This is a genomic window from Streptomyces sp. Da 82-17 (assembly GCF_046098215.1).
Classification (GTDB): domain Bacteria; phylum Actinomycetota; class Actinomycetes; order Streptomycetales; family Streptomycetaceae; genus Streptomyces.
In genome coordinates this window covers 1-15,066 of the sequence record NZ_JBJURH010000020.1, presented here as the reverse complement: position 1 = coordinate 15,066, position 15,066 = coordinate 1, and the positions used below count along the sequence as shown (strand labels likewise).

The 15,066-nt window shown below is 72.1% G+C and carries 11 protein-coding genes and 1 pseudogene; 8 read left to right on the top strand and 4 right to left on the bottom strand.

Features of this window, described 5'->3' with window-relative positions:
• Nucleotides 1-103: 103 nt before the first annotated feature.
• Nucleotides 104-1,315: pseudogene (locus tag ACIDOF_RS28265) on the bottom strand (S8 family peptidase); the annotation flags it as partial.
• A 297-nt stretch (nt 1,316-1,612) separates the two neighbouring features.
• Nucleotides 1,613-3,184 (bottom strand): S8 family peptidase, encoded by a 1,572-nt coding sequence (locus tag ACIDOF_RS28260; protein WP_409008954.1) that lies wholly within the window; start codon nt 3,182-3,184, stop codon nt 1,613-1,615.
• A gap of 378 nt (nt 3,185-3,562) precedes the next feature.
• On the opposite strand from ACIDOF_RS28260, the gene ACIDOF_RS28255 reads away from it, so the two are divergent.
• Complete coding sequence (locus ACIDOF_RS28255; protein WP_409008953.1) at nt 3,563-4,666, top strand: pyridoxal-phosphate dependent enzyme; 1,104 nt, start codon at nt 3,563-3,565, stop codon at nt 4,664-4,666.
• Here the strand turns inward: ACIDOF_RS28255 and ACIDOF_RS28250 are convergent.
• On the bottom strand, nt 4,647-5,936 hold the full coding sequence (locus tag ACIDOF_RS28250) for a serpin family protein (protein ID WP_409008952.1): 1,290 nt from the start codon (nt 5,934-5,936) through the stop codon (nt 4,647-4,649). The genes ACIDOF_RS28255 and ACIDOF_RS28250 overlap by 20 nt on opposite strands.
• 144 nt (nt 5,937-6,080) lie before the next feature.
• Here ACIDOF_RS28250 and ACIDOF_RS28245 point away from each other — a divergent pair, with 144 nt between their 5' ends.
• From ACIDOF_RS28245 to ACIDOF_RS28215, 7 genes are all read left to right on the top strand, one after another.
• The gene (locus tag ACIDOF_RS28245; protein ID WP_409008951.1) at nt 6,081-6,935 is read left to right on the top strand and encodes a DUF4190 domain-containing protein; all 855 of its coding nucleotides are present in this window, start codon (nt 6,081-6,083) and stop codon (nt 6,933-6,935) included.
• A gap of 197 nt (nt 6,936-7,132) precedes the next feature.
• Nucleotides 7,133-7,882, top strand: coding sequence for a GntR family transcriptional regulator (locus tag ACIDOF_RS28240; protein WP_409008950.1), 750 nt, complete (start codon nt 7,133-7,135; stop codon nt 7,880-7,882).
• Between the two features lie 248 nt (nt 7,883-8,130).
• Nucleotides 8,131-9,819, top strand: coding sequence for a purine-cytosine permease family protein (locus ACIDOF_RS28235; RefSeq protein ID WP_409008949.1), 1,689 nt, complete (start codon nt 8,131-8,133; stop codon nt 9,817-9,819).
• A gap of 200 nt (nt 9,820-10,019) precedes the next feature.
• Nucleotides 10,020-10,199: an SPOR domain-containing protein gene (locus tag ACIDOF_RS28230; protein ID WP_409008948.1), complete on the top strand. Its 180-nt coding sequence runs from the start codon at nt 10,020-10,022 to the stop codon at nt 10,197-10,199.
• Nucleotides 10,200-10,262: 63 nt separating this feature from the next.
• Nucleotides 10,263-10,676 carry a (deoxy)nucleoside triphosphate pyrophosphohydrolase gene (locus ACIDOF_RS28225; protein ID WP_409008947.1) on the top strand — a complete coding sequence of 138 codons (414 nt, stop codon included), beginning with the start codon at nt 10,263-10,265 and terminating at the stop codon, nt 10,674-10,676.
• Nucleotides 10,677-10,846: 170 nt separating this feature from the next.
• Nucleotides 10,847-11,281: an ATP-binding protein gene (locus ACIDOF_RS28220; protein ID WP_409009093.1), complete on the top strand. Its 435-nt coding sequence runs from the start codon at nt 10,847-10,849 to the stop codon at nt 11,279-11,281.
• Nucleotides 11,282-11,411: 130 nt separating this feature from the next.
• Entirely contained in the window at nt 11,412-14,066 is a 2,655-nt protein-coding gene (locus tag ACIDOF_RS28215; protein WP_409008946.1) for a SpoIIE family protein phosphatase, read from the top strand.
• A 139-nt stretch (nt 14,067-14,205) separates the two neighbouring features.
• On the opposite strand, the gene ACIDOF_RS28210 is transcribed toward ACIDOF_RS28215, so the two are convergent.
• The gene (locus tag ACIDOF_RS28210) at nt 14,206-14,919 is read right to left on the bottom strand and encodes a PspA/IM30 family protein (RefSeq protein WP_409008945.1); all 714 of its coding nucleotides are present in this window, start codon (nt 14,917-14,919) and stop codon (nt 14,206-14,208) included.
• Nucleotides 14,920-15,066 lie beyond the last annotated feature (147 nt).

Here is a 15,066-nt window from a genome sequence, read left to right as displayed (position 1 = left end):
TCGGACGAACGACAGCTCCGCAGGATTTCGGGAAGGGGCGGGGTGGGGAGAAGAACGGGCCCGGGGAGGATGCCCCGGGCCCGCTGCACCGCCGTTACGGCGTGACGTTCAAGAGGACGTTCGGGGAGCCCGAACCAGGGCTCGTGACAACCCCCGTGCTGCCCGCCCCGACCAACGCGTCCCGAACCTGCGCGGGAGTCGCAGAAGCATGCCCGGCCAGGTAGACCGCCGCCGCCCCCGCGACATGCGGCGCCGCCATCGACGTACCGGAGATCGTGTTCGTCGACGTGTCGTTGTTCTTCCACGCCGACGTGATCGACGAGCCCGGCGCGAAGATGTCCAGCACGCTGCCGTAGTTGGAGTAGCTGGCCTTGCCGTCCGAGCTGGTCGTCGCACCGACCGTGATGCCCTCGGCGACGCGTGCGGGCGACTTGGTCGACGCGTCCGTCGACTCGTTGCCCGCGGCCAGCGAGTAAGTGACCCCGGACGCGATGGAGTTGCGGACGGCCGCGTCGAGTGTGGCGTCCGCGCCGCCGCCGAGGCTCATGTTGGCCACGGCCGGCTTCACGGCGTTCTTCGTGACCCAGTCGATGCCCGCGACGACACCCGCCGTCGTGCCCGACCCCTGGTTGTTCAGGACGCGCACGCCGACGATCTTCGCCTTCTTGGCGACACCGTGCGCCGTGCCCGCGACGGTGCCCGCCACGTGGGTGCCGTGGCCGTTGCCGTCCTGGGCGGTGTTGTCGTTGTCGACGGCGTCGTAGCCGTACGAGGCGCGGCCGCCGAAGTCCGTGTGGCTGATGCGGACGCCCGTGTCGATGACGTACGCGGTCACACCCTGGCCGCCCGAGTCGGGGTAGGTGTAACTCTGGTTCAGGGGCAGGGACTTCTGGTCGATCCGGTCGAGGCCCCAGGACGGCGGGTTCGTCTGCGTCGCGTCGATCGTGAAGGTGCGGTTCTGCGAGACGGAGGCGACGGCCGGGTCGGCGGCGAGGCGCTTCGCCTCGGCCTCGGTCGCCTCGACCGCGTAGCCGTTGAGGGCTGCCGTGTAGGTGCGCTCGATCTTGGCGCCGTGCTCCTTCGCGACGCTCCTGCCCTGCGCCGAACTCGACTTCGCCGCGCTCTTCTTGAGCGTCACGATGTAGCTGTTCGCGATCGTGCCGGGGGCGCCGGCGTTCGCGATCGTGCCCTGTCTGGACTCCTGGCCTGCGGCCGCGCCCGCTGGGAGGGCGGAGACGAGGCCGAGGGCGACCGCGGCCGCCACGGCCGTGCCGATCCCTGCGTACTTACGGGTGCGCTGACGCACAACTGCCATCAGAGGGGTCCTCCTCGTGGATGGTGCGCTGATGGGGGGTAGTGGGGGAAACGCATGCGCATACGTACGGCAGGAGCATGTCAAGGAAGCGGAAGATGTCGCTCCTCCTGCCGCGGCAAAAGACTGACCGACGCGGACCAAGGTCGACAAGACCTGTGCACAGACGTAACACAGCCGCCACGAATCACATCCGTCACAGTGGCACTCCGGTGTCCGGGCACGCCTGCAGGCCCTGGACCACCGCCCAACTGGCAGCGGTCCAGGGCCGTTTCAGGAGGTCACGCCTTCAGGGAGCCGTCAGAACTGCAGCGCCCAGGAGTCGATCTTCCCGGTGTCGTACGTCGCGTTGTCGCTCACCCGCAGCTTCCACGTGCCGCCGGCCGCCTCCGCCGAGGCGTTCACCGTGTACGTGGTGTTGATGTTGTCCGCGCTGCCGCCCGTGCCGTAGTCCTTCAGCAGGTAGGCGGTGCCGTCCGGGGCGACCAGCTGGACCCGGAGGTCGCCGATGTAGGTGTGCGCGATGTTCACCGGCACCTGGAGGGTGGACGGGGCGTTGCCCGAGACACCGGTGACGGACAGCGGCGACTCGACCGTGGCGTTGTCGTTGATCGCGTAGTCCGTCGCGTTCTCGAACCGCGGTCCGGGCGGCGTGGTGCTGCCCGAGCCGACGTTCAGGAGACGGTTGGGCGAGCCGGTGCCGGGGCTCGTGACGACACCCGTGCTGGAGGCGGCGACCAGCGCGTCCCGCACCTGCGCCGGGGTCGACGAGGTGTGGTCGGCGAGGTACAGCGCCGCCGCGCCCGCGACGTGCGGCGCCGCCATCGACGTACCGGAGATGGTGTTGGTGGCGCTGTCCCCGGTGCTCCAGGCCGACGTGATCGACGAGCCGGGCGCGAAGATGTCGAGGACCGAGCCGTAGTTGGAGTAGCTGGCCTTGGCGTCCGAGCTGGTCGTCGCACCGACCGTGATGCCCTCGGCGACGCGTGCGGGCGACTTGGTCGACGCGTCCGTCGACTCGTTGCCCGCCGCCAGGGAGTACGTGATCCCGGAGGCGATGGAGTTGCGGACCGCCGCGTCGAGCGTCGAGTCCGCCCCGCCGCCGAGGCTCATGTTGGCGACGGCCGGCTTGACCGCGTTCCGCGTCACCCAGTCGATGCCCGCGACGACCCCGGCCGTGGTGCCCGAACCGTTGTTGTCGAGGACGCGGACGCCGACGACCTTCGCCTTCTTCGCGACACCGTAGGCCGAGCCCGCGACGGTGCCCGCCACGTGCGTGCCGTGACCGTGCCCGTCCTGCGCGGTGTTGTCGTTGTCGACGGCGTCGTAGCCGTACGAGGCGCGACCGCCGAAGTCCGTGTGCGTGATGCGGACACCGGTGTCGATGACGTACGCCGTCACACCCTGGCCCGCGGAGTCCGGGTAGGTGTAACTCTGGTTCAGGGGCAGGGACTTCTGGTCGATCCGGTCGAGGCCCCAGGACGGCGGGCTGGGCTGCGTGCCGTCGATGGTGAACTTCCGGTTCTGCGAGACCGACGCGACCGCCGGGTCCGCGGCGAGCCGCTTCGCCTCGGCCTCGGTCGCCTCGACCGCGTAGCCGTTGAGGGCCGCGGTGTACGTGCGCTCGATCTTGGCGCCGTGCTCCTTCGCGACGCCCTTGCCCTTCGCCGAACTCGACTTCGCCACGCTCTTCTTGAGCGTCACGATGTAGCTGTCGGCGATCGCGCCGGGGGCGCCGGCGTTCTCGATGGTGCCCACTCGTTCCTCGGCCGCTCCCGCCTGGGGAGCGGCGACGACGCCGAGTGCGAGGGCCGCGACGGCCAGGCCGGTGGTGCCTGCGAATCTTCGCCGTGCGGTTCTCTTCAGTGCCATCTGAGGGGTCCTCCTCGTGGATGGTGCGCTGGTGGGGGTGGTGGTGCGTGGTGCCGTCCCGTACGAGTCGTGCCGTACGGGCAGAGCGGTGGTGCGGGCGTGCACGCCGAAGCGCCGGATCGGGCGGGAGAGCAGAGGCGCCGAACGGCGCTTGGAACACGTGGAGCACACAACGGTGGACGTGCGGGGCGTACACGTGGAACACGACGGGCCCCTGTCGGACAGGCGTCCGGGGCCGGTCGCCGTCGGAAAGATTGACTGATCCATAGGAATCGCACAAGAGGCCCGCCGGGACGTAACACGGCCGCCATGCTGCGTACATGACGACCAGTCAACACATGAGCGGATACACGGCTCTTGACGGCTTAGGGTCGGTTCATGATGTCTTTGCCGGACTCCGTCTGCCCCGCGGACGGCACCCGGGTGCGCGCGGGCTCCCTCGCCTGGTGCTGCCCCGTCTGCCGCGGCCCGCTCGACCTGGACTTCCACCCCACGCCCACCGACCTCAAGTCGCTCGCCGGCCGCGTCAACTCCCTGTGGCGGTACGCCGGTTCACTGCCGCTCGCCGCCCCCGAGGTGAGCCTCGGGGAGGGCCGCACACCGCTCGTCGAGCTCACCGGGACGGTCACGGCCAAGCTGGACTTCCTGATGCCGACGCTCTCCTTCAAGGACCGCGGCGCCGTCCTCCTCGCCGAGCTGGCCCGCCGCCTCGCGCCCGAGCGGGTCGTCGCCGACAGCAGCGGCAACGCGGGCACGTCGGTCGCCGCGTACACGGCCCGCGCCGGGCTCGACTGCACGGTGTACGTTCCGGCCACCACCTCGCCGAAGAAGCTGGAGCAGATCCGGGCGCACGGCGCGCACGTCGAGACGGTGCCCGGCGACCGCGAGGCCACCGCGCTCGCCGCCCGCGCCGCCGCCGACGAGCCCGGCACGTTCTACGCCTCCCACGTGCACAACCCGTACTTCCTGCACGGCACGAAGACGTACGTCCTCGAACTCTGGGAGGACCTCGGCGGCCGCCTCCCCGACGTCCTGGTCGTGCCCGTCGGCAACGGCACCCTGCTTCTCGGCGCCGCCCTCGCCCTGCGCGAACTGCACTCCGCGGGCCTCATCGGCCGCTTCCCCGCGCTGTACGGAGTCCAGGCCGCCGCCGTCGCCCCGGTCGCCGCGGCCTGGGCCGAGGGGGCGGCCGACCTGCCCGCGGAGCCGTTCCCGGCCCGGCCCACGCACGCCGAGGGCATCGCCATCACCCACCCGCCCCGCGCCCGCCAGATCCTCGCCGCGGTACGCCAGTTCGGCGGCGGCTTCCTCACGGTGCCGGACCCGGCGATCACCGCGGCCCAACGCGACCTGGCCGCCCGCGGCCTGTACGTGGAGGCCACGGCAGCGGTCTGCTGGGCAGCGGTCCGCACGGACCGCTTCGGCGACCGGACGGTCGCGGTCCCGCTGTGCGGGGCGGGGCTCAAGTCGGGTTTGGTTTAGGGGGGTTGCCGGCCTCGGTCCAGGCGGCCGGGCCCGGACCACCCGCCGCCGATGTCACCCACCCTGCCGCGAGGCACAGCTGTGTGTCCCGGTGCACGGCGAGGAACGCGAAGGGGCGGTCGACGGTGACGGTCAGGACCTTCGCGGTGTGGCGCGGCGTGTCCGCGCCGCTCATCCACGCGATCCCGGCCGCCGTCACCGCCGCTGCCTCGAACCCGGCCTCGTCGAACGTCGCCGTCGCCGACTGCCGGGCCGAGCGCAGCGCCAGGCGGTCGGGGCTGATGCCGGGAAAGTGCCGGTCCCCGCCGTCCGTGGCCGTGGTCAGGCCGAACAGGTCCGCGTGCGTGAGGAGATCGTGCTCGGCGGTCACCTCGAAGCGGGGCACCGTCACGTCGAGCCGCGCATCCGGGCTCGTCGACGGCTGTTCCGTGACGGAGAGTCCCGGCCCCCTCGACCCGACGGGCAGCGCCCGGCCGGGCCGTACTTCGCCGAGCAGCGGCTCGCCGGGCAGCGCCCCGCCGGGCTTCGCCGTCCTCGCCGTTCTCGCCGCGTCGAGCAGCCCGAGGCCCGTGCCGATCACCTGGCCCGGCCCCAACCCCGCCTCGCCGAGCAGGAGTTGCACGTCGAGCCCGTTGTCGCCGCGTACCGTCACGGCCGTGACCTCCCCGTCGGAGGTCCGCGCGAGGCACACCTCGTCCAGGTCCCGCGACGACCGGGACAGCCCCGCGAGCGGCTGCCCCTGCCACGGACCCGCGGGCGGGCGCAGGTCCACCTGATCGAACGGCCGCTCCCAGCGCGTCCGCAGCACCAACGCGCTCGCCAGGACCAGCCACACGTACGGATCGAGGTCGACCGGCATCGACGCGATCCGCCCGCCCGTCCGCTCCCGCGCCCAGCGGTCCAGCGCCGCCGCGTCCGCGGCCGGGTCGCCGCTGAGCGGGGCGTGCGCGTGGGGCGGCAACTGCCTCGACCATGCGGCCCGGAGGGGGAGTTCGGCACGCGTCCACAGGCCCGTCGCGGCCGTCACGCCGTCCATCCCGTCCAACGCGGCGAGCAGCGCACGCGCCGCCCGGCCCGCCCGGTCCGGCGGCAGCCCGAGCGTCCGGGTCAACTCGCCCCGTACCGCCGCGTCCGCGCCCTCCGCGAGCAGGCCGAGCAGTGGCCACACGCCCGCGGCCGCGAACACCGTGCCCTCCTGTGCGGGCGCCGCGTGCGCCCAGCGTGCCGTGAGGGCGTTCAGCGCCCGCACCGTCCCCCGGTTCACCGTCACGGTGCCCGCCCCCGGCTGTCCGACCCGCCACGTACGATTCGAGCAACCGTTCGCTCGTACCGTTCGATCCCGACCAGGAGCACCGTACCCGTGGCCTTTCCTCCGCCGTCTCACGGTCCGCAGCCGCCGTCGTACGGACAGCCGGTGCCGCCCCCGCAGGGGTGGCAGCAGCCGTATCCGTACGGGCCGGCGCCGACGACGAACGGGCTCGCCGTGACGTCGATGGTGCTCGGGATCCTCTGCATCCTGCCGCCGCTCGGGCTCGTGCTCGGCCTCGTCGCGTTGTCGCAGATCAAGCGGACCGGGCAGCGCGGCAAGGGGATGGCGGTCGCGGGCGTCACGCTCTCCTCGATCGGCACGGCCTTCATCGTGCTCGCGCTGTCGCTCGGCTGGGCCGCGAGCTTCTGGGGCGGGTTCACGGGAGCGGCCGACGACGGGCGGGAGCGCCGCTCCGCGTTCTCGCTCGCGGAGGGCGACTGCTTCGACTCGGTCAGCGGAAGCCTCGACGACCTGGACGGCGTGACCACGCGGGTCGACATCGTGGACTGCGCCGGGCCGCACGACGCGGAGGTGTACGGCAACTTCCAGCTGGAGGGCGGGAGTTACCCCGGCGACACCGGGATAGCGCAGCGCGCCGACGAGCGCTGCGGCGACCTCGGCGCGGCCTACTTCGGCGACGCGTCCGCGCTCCCCGCCGACGCGGAGGAGTCGTACTTCTACCCGGACAGCAGAGCCTGGGCCCAGGGCGAGCGCGGCGTGACCTGCATGGTCGGCGCCCGCGGCGCGGGCAAGCTCACCGGCTCGGTCCGGGACGGGGCGAGCGGCGGAGCCGGTGGAGGTTCCACGGGCGGTGACTCCACGGGTGGGTCCACCGGCGGGTCCGGCGGTGACTCCACGGGCGGGTCGACCAGCGGGTCCGGTGGCGGCTCCACGGGCGGGGCGTCCGGCGGGTCCACCGGCGGGCTCGACGGGCAGCCCGGGGAAGGCGCCGAGGTCTGAGGCGGGCTCGGCGGGGTTCGGTCGGGGTAACCGCCAGTCACCCACCCACGGCCTGCGGTTTCCTTGATCGGTATAGCGGGCAGAGAGCTCCTCGTAAAGACAAGTCATCACTTCGGGTGATTGTTTGGCCTAAGGTTGCGGTTCTCAACCGTCGGTTGTCACGCTGTTGCTGTCTGTCAACCTGATGGGAGTGGCCCGTGACAATCGGTGAGCAGCCGGCGTATCTGCGCGTTGCCGACGATCTCCGCAGGCAGATCGTCAACGGTGCGCTCCCGCCCCACACCCGGCTGCCCTCGCAGGCGCGGATCCGCGAGGAGTACGGGGTGTCGGACACCGTCGCCCTGGAGGCCCGCAAGGTCCTGATGGCCGAGGGCCTGGTCGAGGGCCGTTCCGGCTCCGGCACCTATGTGCGCGAGCGCCCGGTCCCACGCCGCATCGCCCGCTCCGGGTACCGGTCGAGCGGCTCCACGCCCTTTCGGCAGGAGCAGTCCGAGGCCGGGGCGCGCGGCACCTGGGAGTCCCGCAGCGAACAGCTGGAGGCCCCGGCGGACATCGCCGAGCGCCTCGCCATCGAGCCCGGCGACCGCGTGATGCGTACGAAGTACGTGTTCCGGGACGCCGGCGAGGCCATGATGCTCTCCACCTCCTGGGAGCCCCTCGCCATCACGGGGCGCACACCGGTGATGCTCCCCGAAGAGGGCCCCCTCGGCGGCTGCGGGGTGGTCGAGCGGATGGCCGCGATCGACGTGATCGTCGACAACGTCGCGGAGGAGGTCGGCGCCCGCCCCGGCCTCGCCGAGGAACTCCTCGCCCTCGGCGGCGTCCCCGGCCACGTCGTGCTGGTCATCGAGCGGACGTACTTCGCCTCCGGCCGCCCAGTCGAGACGGCCGACGTGGTCGTGCCCGCCGACCGGTACCGCGTGGCGTACCACCTGCCGGTGAAGTGACACGTGCCCGGACGTGTGCGGTGACGTCTGTGCAATGGCACGTGTGCGGTGACATGCGTGCCCTGGCATCCGTGCGGCGACATCCGTGCGGTGGCATCCGTGCGGTGACACGGGAAGTTAACTTCCCCGCGCCGTACGTAACTTGAGGGCAACGCCGCACCGCACAGCCCCGACACGTCCGGCTCCTAGCTTCCTGCTCCGTACCCGCACCCCCGCCCGGAGCAGGAAGCCAGGAGGTCCGCACCGCCATGACGGACACGGTCACCCCGACGACGACGGTCAGCCCGCCGCCCCGGCGCAGCTACGCCAAGCTCGCCGCCGACGAGAGCCGCGAGGACTACTCGCTGCGCTACGCCCCGCACTCCTTCCGCCGCTGGTCGCCCGCGACGGTCGCGGGCACGGCCCTCGGCGGCATCGCGTACCTCGCGGACTTCGCGATCGGCGCGTCCATCGTCTTCACGTACGGATTCACCAGCGGGCTCGCCTCGATCCTCACCGCGGCGACGATCATCTTCCTCACCGGCGTCCCGATCGCCCGCGCCTGCGCCAAGTACGGCCTGGACATGGACCTGGTGACCCGCGGCGCCGGATTCGGCTACTTCGGCTCGACCCTGACCTCGCTGATCTACGCCTCGTTCACCTTCATCTTCTTCGCCCTCGAAGGCTCGATCATGGCGCAGGCCATGCACCAGGCCGTCGGACTGCCCCTGGAGATCGGCTACTTGGTGACGACGCTGATCGTCATCCCGATCGTGTTCAAGGGCATGGGCGCCCTCGCCAAGGTGCAGGCCTGGACCCAGCCGATCTGGCTGATCGGCCTCGTCCTGCCGTTCCTGATCCTCGCCTTCGAAGCCCCGGACGCCTGGGGCGCGTTCACCTCCTTCGGCGGCACGGAGGGCGCAGGCTCCGGCTTCTCCTGGATCGGCTTCGGCCTCGGCACGGGCGTCGCGCTCTCCCTGATCGCGCAGATCGGCGAACAAGCCGACTATCTGCGCTTCATGCCCGCCAAGACCCCGCAGAACAGCCGCCGTTGGAATCTCGCCGTTCTCGCCGCGGGCCCCGGCTGGGTGGTGATCGGCGCGGCCAAGCAGCTCGGCGGCGCGTTCCTCGCGTTCGTCGCGCTCGAAGCGGTCGGGAAGACGCACGCCCTGGAACCCATCGCCCCGCAGATCGAGGCGCTCAAGCCGTGGCTCGGCTCGGTCGCGCTGCCCGCCGCCGCGCTGTTCGTCGTCGTGTCCCAGATAAAGATCAACGTCACCAACGCGTACAGCGGTTCGCTGTCCTGGTCGAACTTCTTCTCCCGCGTGACCCACCGGCACCCCGGCCGGGTCTGGTACATCTTCCTCAACCTCGCCATCGCGCTGACGCTGATGGAGATGAACATGTTCGCCGCCCTCAACAAACTCCTGGGCTTCTACTCGAACGTGGGCATCGCCTGGATCACCGCCGTCGCCGCCGACCTCGTCATCAACAAGCGCCTCGGCTGGTCCCCGCCGTACATCGAGTTCAAGCGCGCCTATCTGCACGCCGTGAACCCGGCCGGCTTCGGCGCGATGGTGATCGCCTCGACGGTCTCCATCCTGGCCTTCTTCGGCGTCTTCGGTACGTACGCGCAGGCCTTCTCGACGTTCATCGCGGCCGGACTCGCCCTGCTGCTCTGCCCGTTGATCGCCCGGGCCACCAAGGGCCGCTACTACCTGGCCCGCCCGAATCCGGTCAACGGCCCGGACGTCGACGTCGAGGACGTCACCGCCACCCACACCTGCGCCGTCTGCGAGACCGCGTACGAACTCCCCGACGTGGCCGACTGCCCCGTGCAGTCCGGGCCGATCTGCTCCCTGTGCTGCTCCCTCGACGCGGACTGCGGCGACGTCTGCCGGAAGTCCCCCGGCGAGCCGGTCCTGATGCCGCTGCCGACGGTCCGCACCGCCGACTGAGCGGGCCCGACGAGAGGTCGAGGGGGCGCATCCGAGCCGTGCGCCCCCTCGACAATGGTCCGGTCCTGGCCGATTGTGTATCTCTTCGTGCCATTCCGTATCCGCTGTGTGAAGTCCGGGCGTACGCTCGGGCATATGCGTAGTGGGGTTGCAGCAGCGGACGGGAGACCGCGACGGCCGGCGGCCGGGGGAGGGGTGCGATGAACGACGGCAGCGCGATGCTCCCATGGCTCGTCATACGTCAGGACGACAACGGCAACCGCTACCGCGTCGGCCGGTACGCCACCAGGACCGAGGCCCAGGAGGTCGCCGACAGCCTGGGCAGGCGCGGCCACCAGCGGCTCTACTCGATCGAGCGGCTCGGGCAGAAGACCTCATGAGCCCGCACACCGCACGCGCCGCGCACCCCGCATGCGCCGCACCCACCGCATAGGCTCCCGCGCATGACGGATCGCATCCTGGTCGTCGGCGCCGCCCTGTACGCCGACGGGCGCCTGCTCGCCGCCCGGCGCAGCGCCCCCGCCGACCTCGCCGGACGCTGGGAACTCCCCGGCGGCAAGGTCGAACCCGGCGAACAGCCCGAGCAGGCCCTCGTCCGCGAACTGCGCGAGGAACTCGGCGTCGAGGTCAAGATCCTGGAACGCGTCCCCGGCGAGTGGCCGCTCGGCCGCGCCGGATACGTCCTGCGGGTCTGGGGCGCCGAACTGATCTCCGCCGGCCCGGACGACGTGCGCCCCCTGGAGGACCACGACGCGCTGCGCTGGCTCGCGCCCGACGAGCTCGACGCCGTCGACTGGCTGGAGCACGACCTCCCGGCGGTCACGGCCGCGGCCCGCTGGTACGCGGAACGGAACTGACGCACCGCCGGGCGGTCGCGGGGGCGCGCGGGAACAGCGGCGCGGAACTCCTACGCCGTTCGTGCCACAGTGCGCCCGCGCGGGCGGTAGGGGCCCCTTGATATCGGGTATGTGCTGATTAACCCCACGAAACCGGACGGCCCTGCTTCTTTCCCCCGCGTCCCTTGGGAGTGATCGGCGTGATCGACACCGAAGGCGACGAAGCGGGTCGGGCGGCGGGCGCCGAACGCGCCGAGTGGCACTTCCCCGCCGACCCCGGAGCCGTCCGCACCGCCCGCGCCCGCGTGCGCAAGCAGCTCGACGCCTGGGGGCTCGACCAGGTCGGCGACGTGACCGTGCTGCTCGTCAGCGAACTCGTCACCAACTCCCTGCGGCACGCCACCGGCCCCATCGGCGTCAGCCTCGTACGCCCCGTCGACGGGACCGCGCCGCTGCTGGTGGAGGTGTCCGATCCGCTTCCGGATCCGCCCCGGGAACGCAGCGCCGAACCCGACGACGAGAGTGGCCGCGGGCTGCAGTTGGTGGCCTGCTCCGCGCGCCGCTGGGGTACTCGCCAGGGCAGGACGGGCAAGACCGTGTGGTTCGAGCTGTCCCTGCCGGGTTAGAAGGTGAGGGAGAGCCGATCTCCTGGAACGCCCCCGACGGCGCTCGGCCGGAATGTGTCGGGACGGACAGGAGATGTGAACGCGGTGTTGCGTGCGGCCGTAGTGCTGGATACTGCGGGCAAGCCGTCCGATGGGCCTGGTCGGTGGCGGTGAGCTGGAGGGGACGGTCGCGTTGAGCGAGATACCAGCCAGGGCGCGGACGCCCGAGCAGCGAAGCGGCGGCGGCACGCCGGGCGACATCATGTGGCAGTCGAGCCCGCCCGGTTCGATCTACGACTACATCAAGGTCGCCTCCTTCTCCATCGGCCCCGACGGCCTGATCGACCAGTGGTCGCTCCGCGCCGAGCAGCTCTTCGGCGTCCCCGCCCGCGAGGCCGTCGGCAAGGACCCGATCGAGGCGTTCGTCCCCGCCGAGCTGCGCGACCTGGGCCATCGCAAGGTCGCCGAGATACTCGACGGCCGCGAGTGGACGGGCGTCGTCCCCTTCCGGATGGCCGCCGACGGTTCCATGTCCGGCATCGCCGAGGTGTACGTGATGCCCACCGAGACCGAGCACGGAGACAAGGCGGCGGTCTGCATCGTCGTCGACGTACGGGCCCTGCGCAGGATCGAGACCGACCTCGCCGCGTCCCAGGCCATTTTCGGCCAATCGCCTTTCGGCTTCCTGCTCTTCGGCACCGACCTCAAGGTGCAGCGCGTCAACCGCCGCTTCGCGTCCGTCTTCGGCGGGGAGGGCGACGAGCACCGCGGCCGCACCGTCAACGACTATCTGCCCCGCCAGGAGGCCGAGCGGCTGCAGGCCGCGCTGCGGCACGTACTGGAGACCGGCGAGTCCGTGACGGACATGCAGCTCGTCGGCCCCGCGCCCGGGTCCAACAACGACCGCAGACACTGGTCGATCAACCTCTACCGCGTGCACAGCGGCAGCGGCCGGCCCATCGGCATCGCCGGGCTCGGCACCGACGTCACCCGCCGGCACGCCGCCGCCCGCGAGGCCGCCCACGCCCGCCGCAACCTGGCCCTCCTCAACGAGGCCGGCGCCCGCATCGGCAACTCCCTCGATCTGGAGACCACCGCCCGCGAACTCCTCGACGTCACCGTCCCCGTCTTCTGCGACCTCGCCTCCGTCGACCTCTACCAGGGGCTGCTCGACGGCGACGAGGCCGCGCAGGTCGGCAGCCTCGCCGACGGCTCTGCAGAGCTGCGCCGGGTCGCGTTCGCCAGCGCGGTGTCCGACGCCCCGCTGCAGGACGAGGGCGCCGCGCCCGTCACCGTCGGCGCCGTCCACCGCTACGCCTTCAACTCGCCGTGCGCGGACGCCCTGCGCACCGCCCGGCCCGTCACCATCTCCGGCGGCGACGAGAACGGCCTGGTGCAGTCCACGCTCGCCGTGCCGATGGTCGCCCACGACACCGTCGTAGGACTCGCCCGCTTCTCCCGCGCCAAGGGCAGCGAACCCTTCGGCGAACGCGACCGGGCCCTCGCCGTGGAACTCGCCGCCCGCGCCGCCGTCTGCATCGACAACGCCCGCCTCTACCGCCGCGAGCACGAGCGCGCCCTCATCCTGCAGCGCTCCCTGCTGCCGCCCGGCGACCCGGAGGCCTCCGGGCTCGACATCGCCTGCCGCTATCTGCCGGGCAACGCGGCCACCGAGGTCGGCGGCGACTGGTTCGACGTCATCGAACTGCCCGGCCACCGCACCGCGCTCGTCGTCGGAGACGTGATGGGCCGCGGCCTGCGCGCCGCCGTCGCCATGGGCGAACTCCGCACGGCCGTACGGACGTTGGCGCTGCTCGACCTCGAACCCGCCGAAGTCCTCTCCGCGCTCGACGAGATCGCCCGCGGCCTCGGCAACCCCGGCCACACCGCGGGCGGCCAGCTGCGGCCCCCGCAGTCCCCGCAGTCCACCCGCCGCGCCCTCCAGGGCCGGGACGTCGACCCGTCCGAGGTGTACCTGGCGACCTGCGTGTACGCGGTGTACGACCCGGTCACCCGACGCTGTACGTTCGCCAACGCCGGCCATCTGCCGCCCGTGCTCGTCGAACCCGGCGAGGCGGCGCAGATGCTGGAGGTGCCGCCGGGGATGCCGCTCGGCGTCGGCGGCGAGCCCTTCGAGGAGGTCGAGGTCGAACTCCCCGAGGGCGCCCTGCTCGCCCTCTACACCGACGGACTCGTGGAGTCCCGCGACCACCCGCTCGACGAGGGGCTGCGCGCCTTCCGCGACGCGATCACACCCCCGGCGGACGGGCCCGGCGAGCCGCACTCCCTGGAGGACGCCTGCGACCACGTCCTCGGCGCCCTCGACACCCACCACGGCGAGGACGACATCGCGCTCCTCATGGCCCGCGTGCAGGGCCTGCCCGGGGAGGCCGTCGGCGACTGGACGTTGCCCCGCGAGCCCCGCTCGGTCGGCCGCGCCCGCGAGTACGCCCGCGCGCAGCTCCTCGCCTGGGACCTCGAACCCCTCGTCGACACCACGGAGTTGCTGGTCAGCGAGCTCGTCACCAACGCCCTGCGGTACGGCGAGGGCGACATCAGGCTCCGCCTCCTCCTCGACCGCACCCTGGTCTGCGAGGTCTGGGACGCGGGCCTCGTCCAGCCGCGGCGCCGCCGGGCCCGCGACACCGACGAGGGCGGTCGCGGGCTCCAGCTCGTCGGCCTCCTCAGCGCCTCCTGGGGCTCGCGCCGCACGCCGCGCGGCAAGACGGTCTGGTTCGAACTGCCGCTGCCGGACGGCGAACCGAGCGCGGAGCCTTCGGTGGAGGCGTTGCTGAGCATGTTCTAGGCCGCGCGCCTGCTTCGCCCTGCGGGCTCGCGTCCTCAATCGCCGGACGGGCTCCATCCCGGTTCGTCGTTCGGCTTTCCCGCCGTCGTGGCCGCTCGCGCAGTTCCCCGCGCCCCTTTCGGGGCACGTACCCCTGCGGTCAAGCCGTCTGCTTCAGGGCTGCCAGGCGGGCCTCGATCTCCGCCTGGTCCGACGCCGCGTCCAGCTCCTCGAACTGGGCGTCCAGGGAGGACGACGCCAACTCCTCCTTGCCGAGAGCCCGCGCCTCCTCGCGGCGGATCTTCTCCTCGAACCGCCCCAGCTCGCTCGTAGGGTCGAGGACGTCGATGCTGCGGGCCGCGTCCAGCATCTGGTTGCGCGCCTCGGCGGACTTCGCGCGGGCCACCAACTCGTCGCGCTTCGAACGGAGTTCGCCCAGCTTGACCTTCATCCGGTCCAGGCCCCCCTTCAGCTTCTCGACCACCTCTGTCTGCGCGGCGATCGTCGGCTCCGCCTCCCGCGCCTCCCGTTCGGACTGCAGCTGCCGTTGGAGGGCCACCTTCGCGAGGGCGTCGAAGCGGTCCGCGTCCGCGCCCTCGCCCGCCGCGCGCAACTGGTCCGCCTTGTTGCTGGCGGCCCGCGCCTTGCCGCCCCACTCGCCGGCCGCGTCCACGTCCTCGCGGTGGTCGGCCTCCAGGAGCCGCAGGTTGCCGATGGTCGTCGCCACCGCCTCCTCGGCCTCGGCGATGTTGTCCGTGTAGTCGCGGATCAGCTGGTCCAGCATCTTCTGCGGGTCCTCCGCCTGGTCGAGCAGTGCGTTGATGTTGGCCTTCGCGAGCTGGGCGACCCGGCCGAGGATGGTCTGCTTGCTCATCTCGTTCTCCTTCGGGAAAGGGTGCGTACGGGAGACAGGGACCTACGGGCGCGATCCGGGGACGGACGTACGAGCGCGGCGCCTCAGAAGCGCCCCCCGCCGCCCCTGCGCCCCCGCGTCCCCCCGCCGCCGAAACTCCCCGGCCCG

Excerpts from the sequence above, each read along its gene's own strand:
- ACIDOF_RS28260 (WP_409008954.1), bottom strand. The coding sequence starts at position 3,184 with ATGGCACTGAAGAGAACCGCACGGCGAAGATTCGCAGGCACCACCGGC.
- ACIDOF_RS28255 (WP_409008953.1), top strand. The coding sequence starts at position 3,563 with ATGATGTCTTTGCCGGACTCCGTCTGCCCCGCGGACGGCACCCGGGTG.
- ACIDOF_RS28235 (WP_409008949.1), top strand. The coding sequence starts at position 8,131 with ATGACGGACACGGTCACCCCGACGACGACGGTCAGCCCGCCGCCCCGG.
- ACIDOF_RS28230 (WP_409008948.1), top strand. The coding sequence starts at position 10,020 with ATGAACGACGGCAGCGCGATGCTCCCATGGCTCGTCATACGTCAGGAC.
- ACIDOF_RS28225 (WP_409008947.1), top strand. The coding sequence starts at position 10,263 with ATGACGGATCGCATCCTGGTCGTCGGCGCCGCCCTGTACGCCGACGGG.
- ACIDOF_RS28215 (WP_409008946.1), top strand. The coding sequence starts at position 11,412 with ATGGGCCTGGTCGGTGGCGGTGAGCTGGAGGGGACGGTCGCGTTGAGC.
- ACIDOF_RS28210 (WP_409008945.1), bottom strand. The coding sequence starts at position 14,919 with ATGAGCAAGCAGACCATCCTCGGCCGGGTCGCCCAGCTCGCGAAGGCC.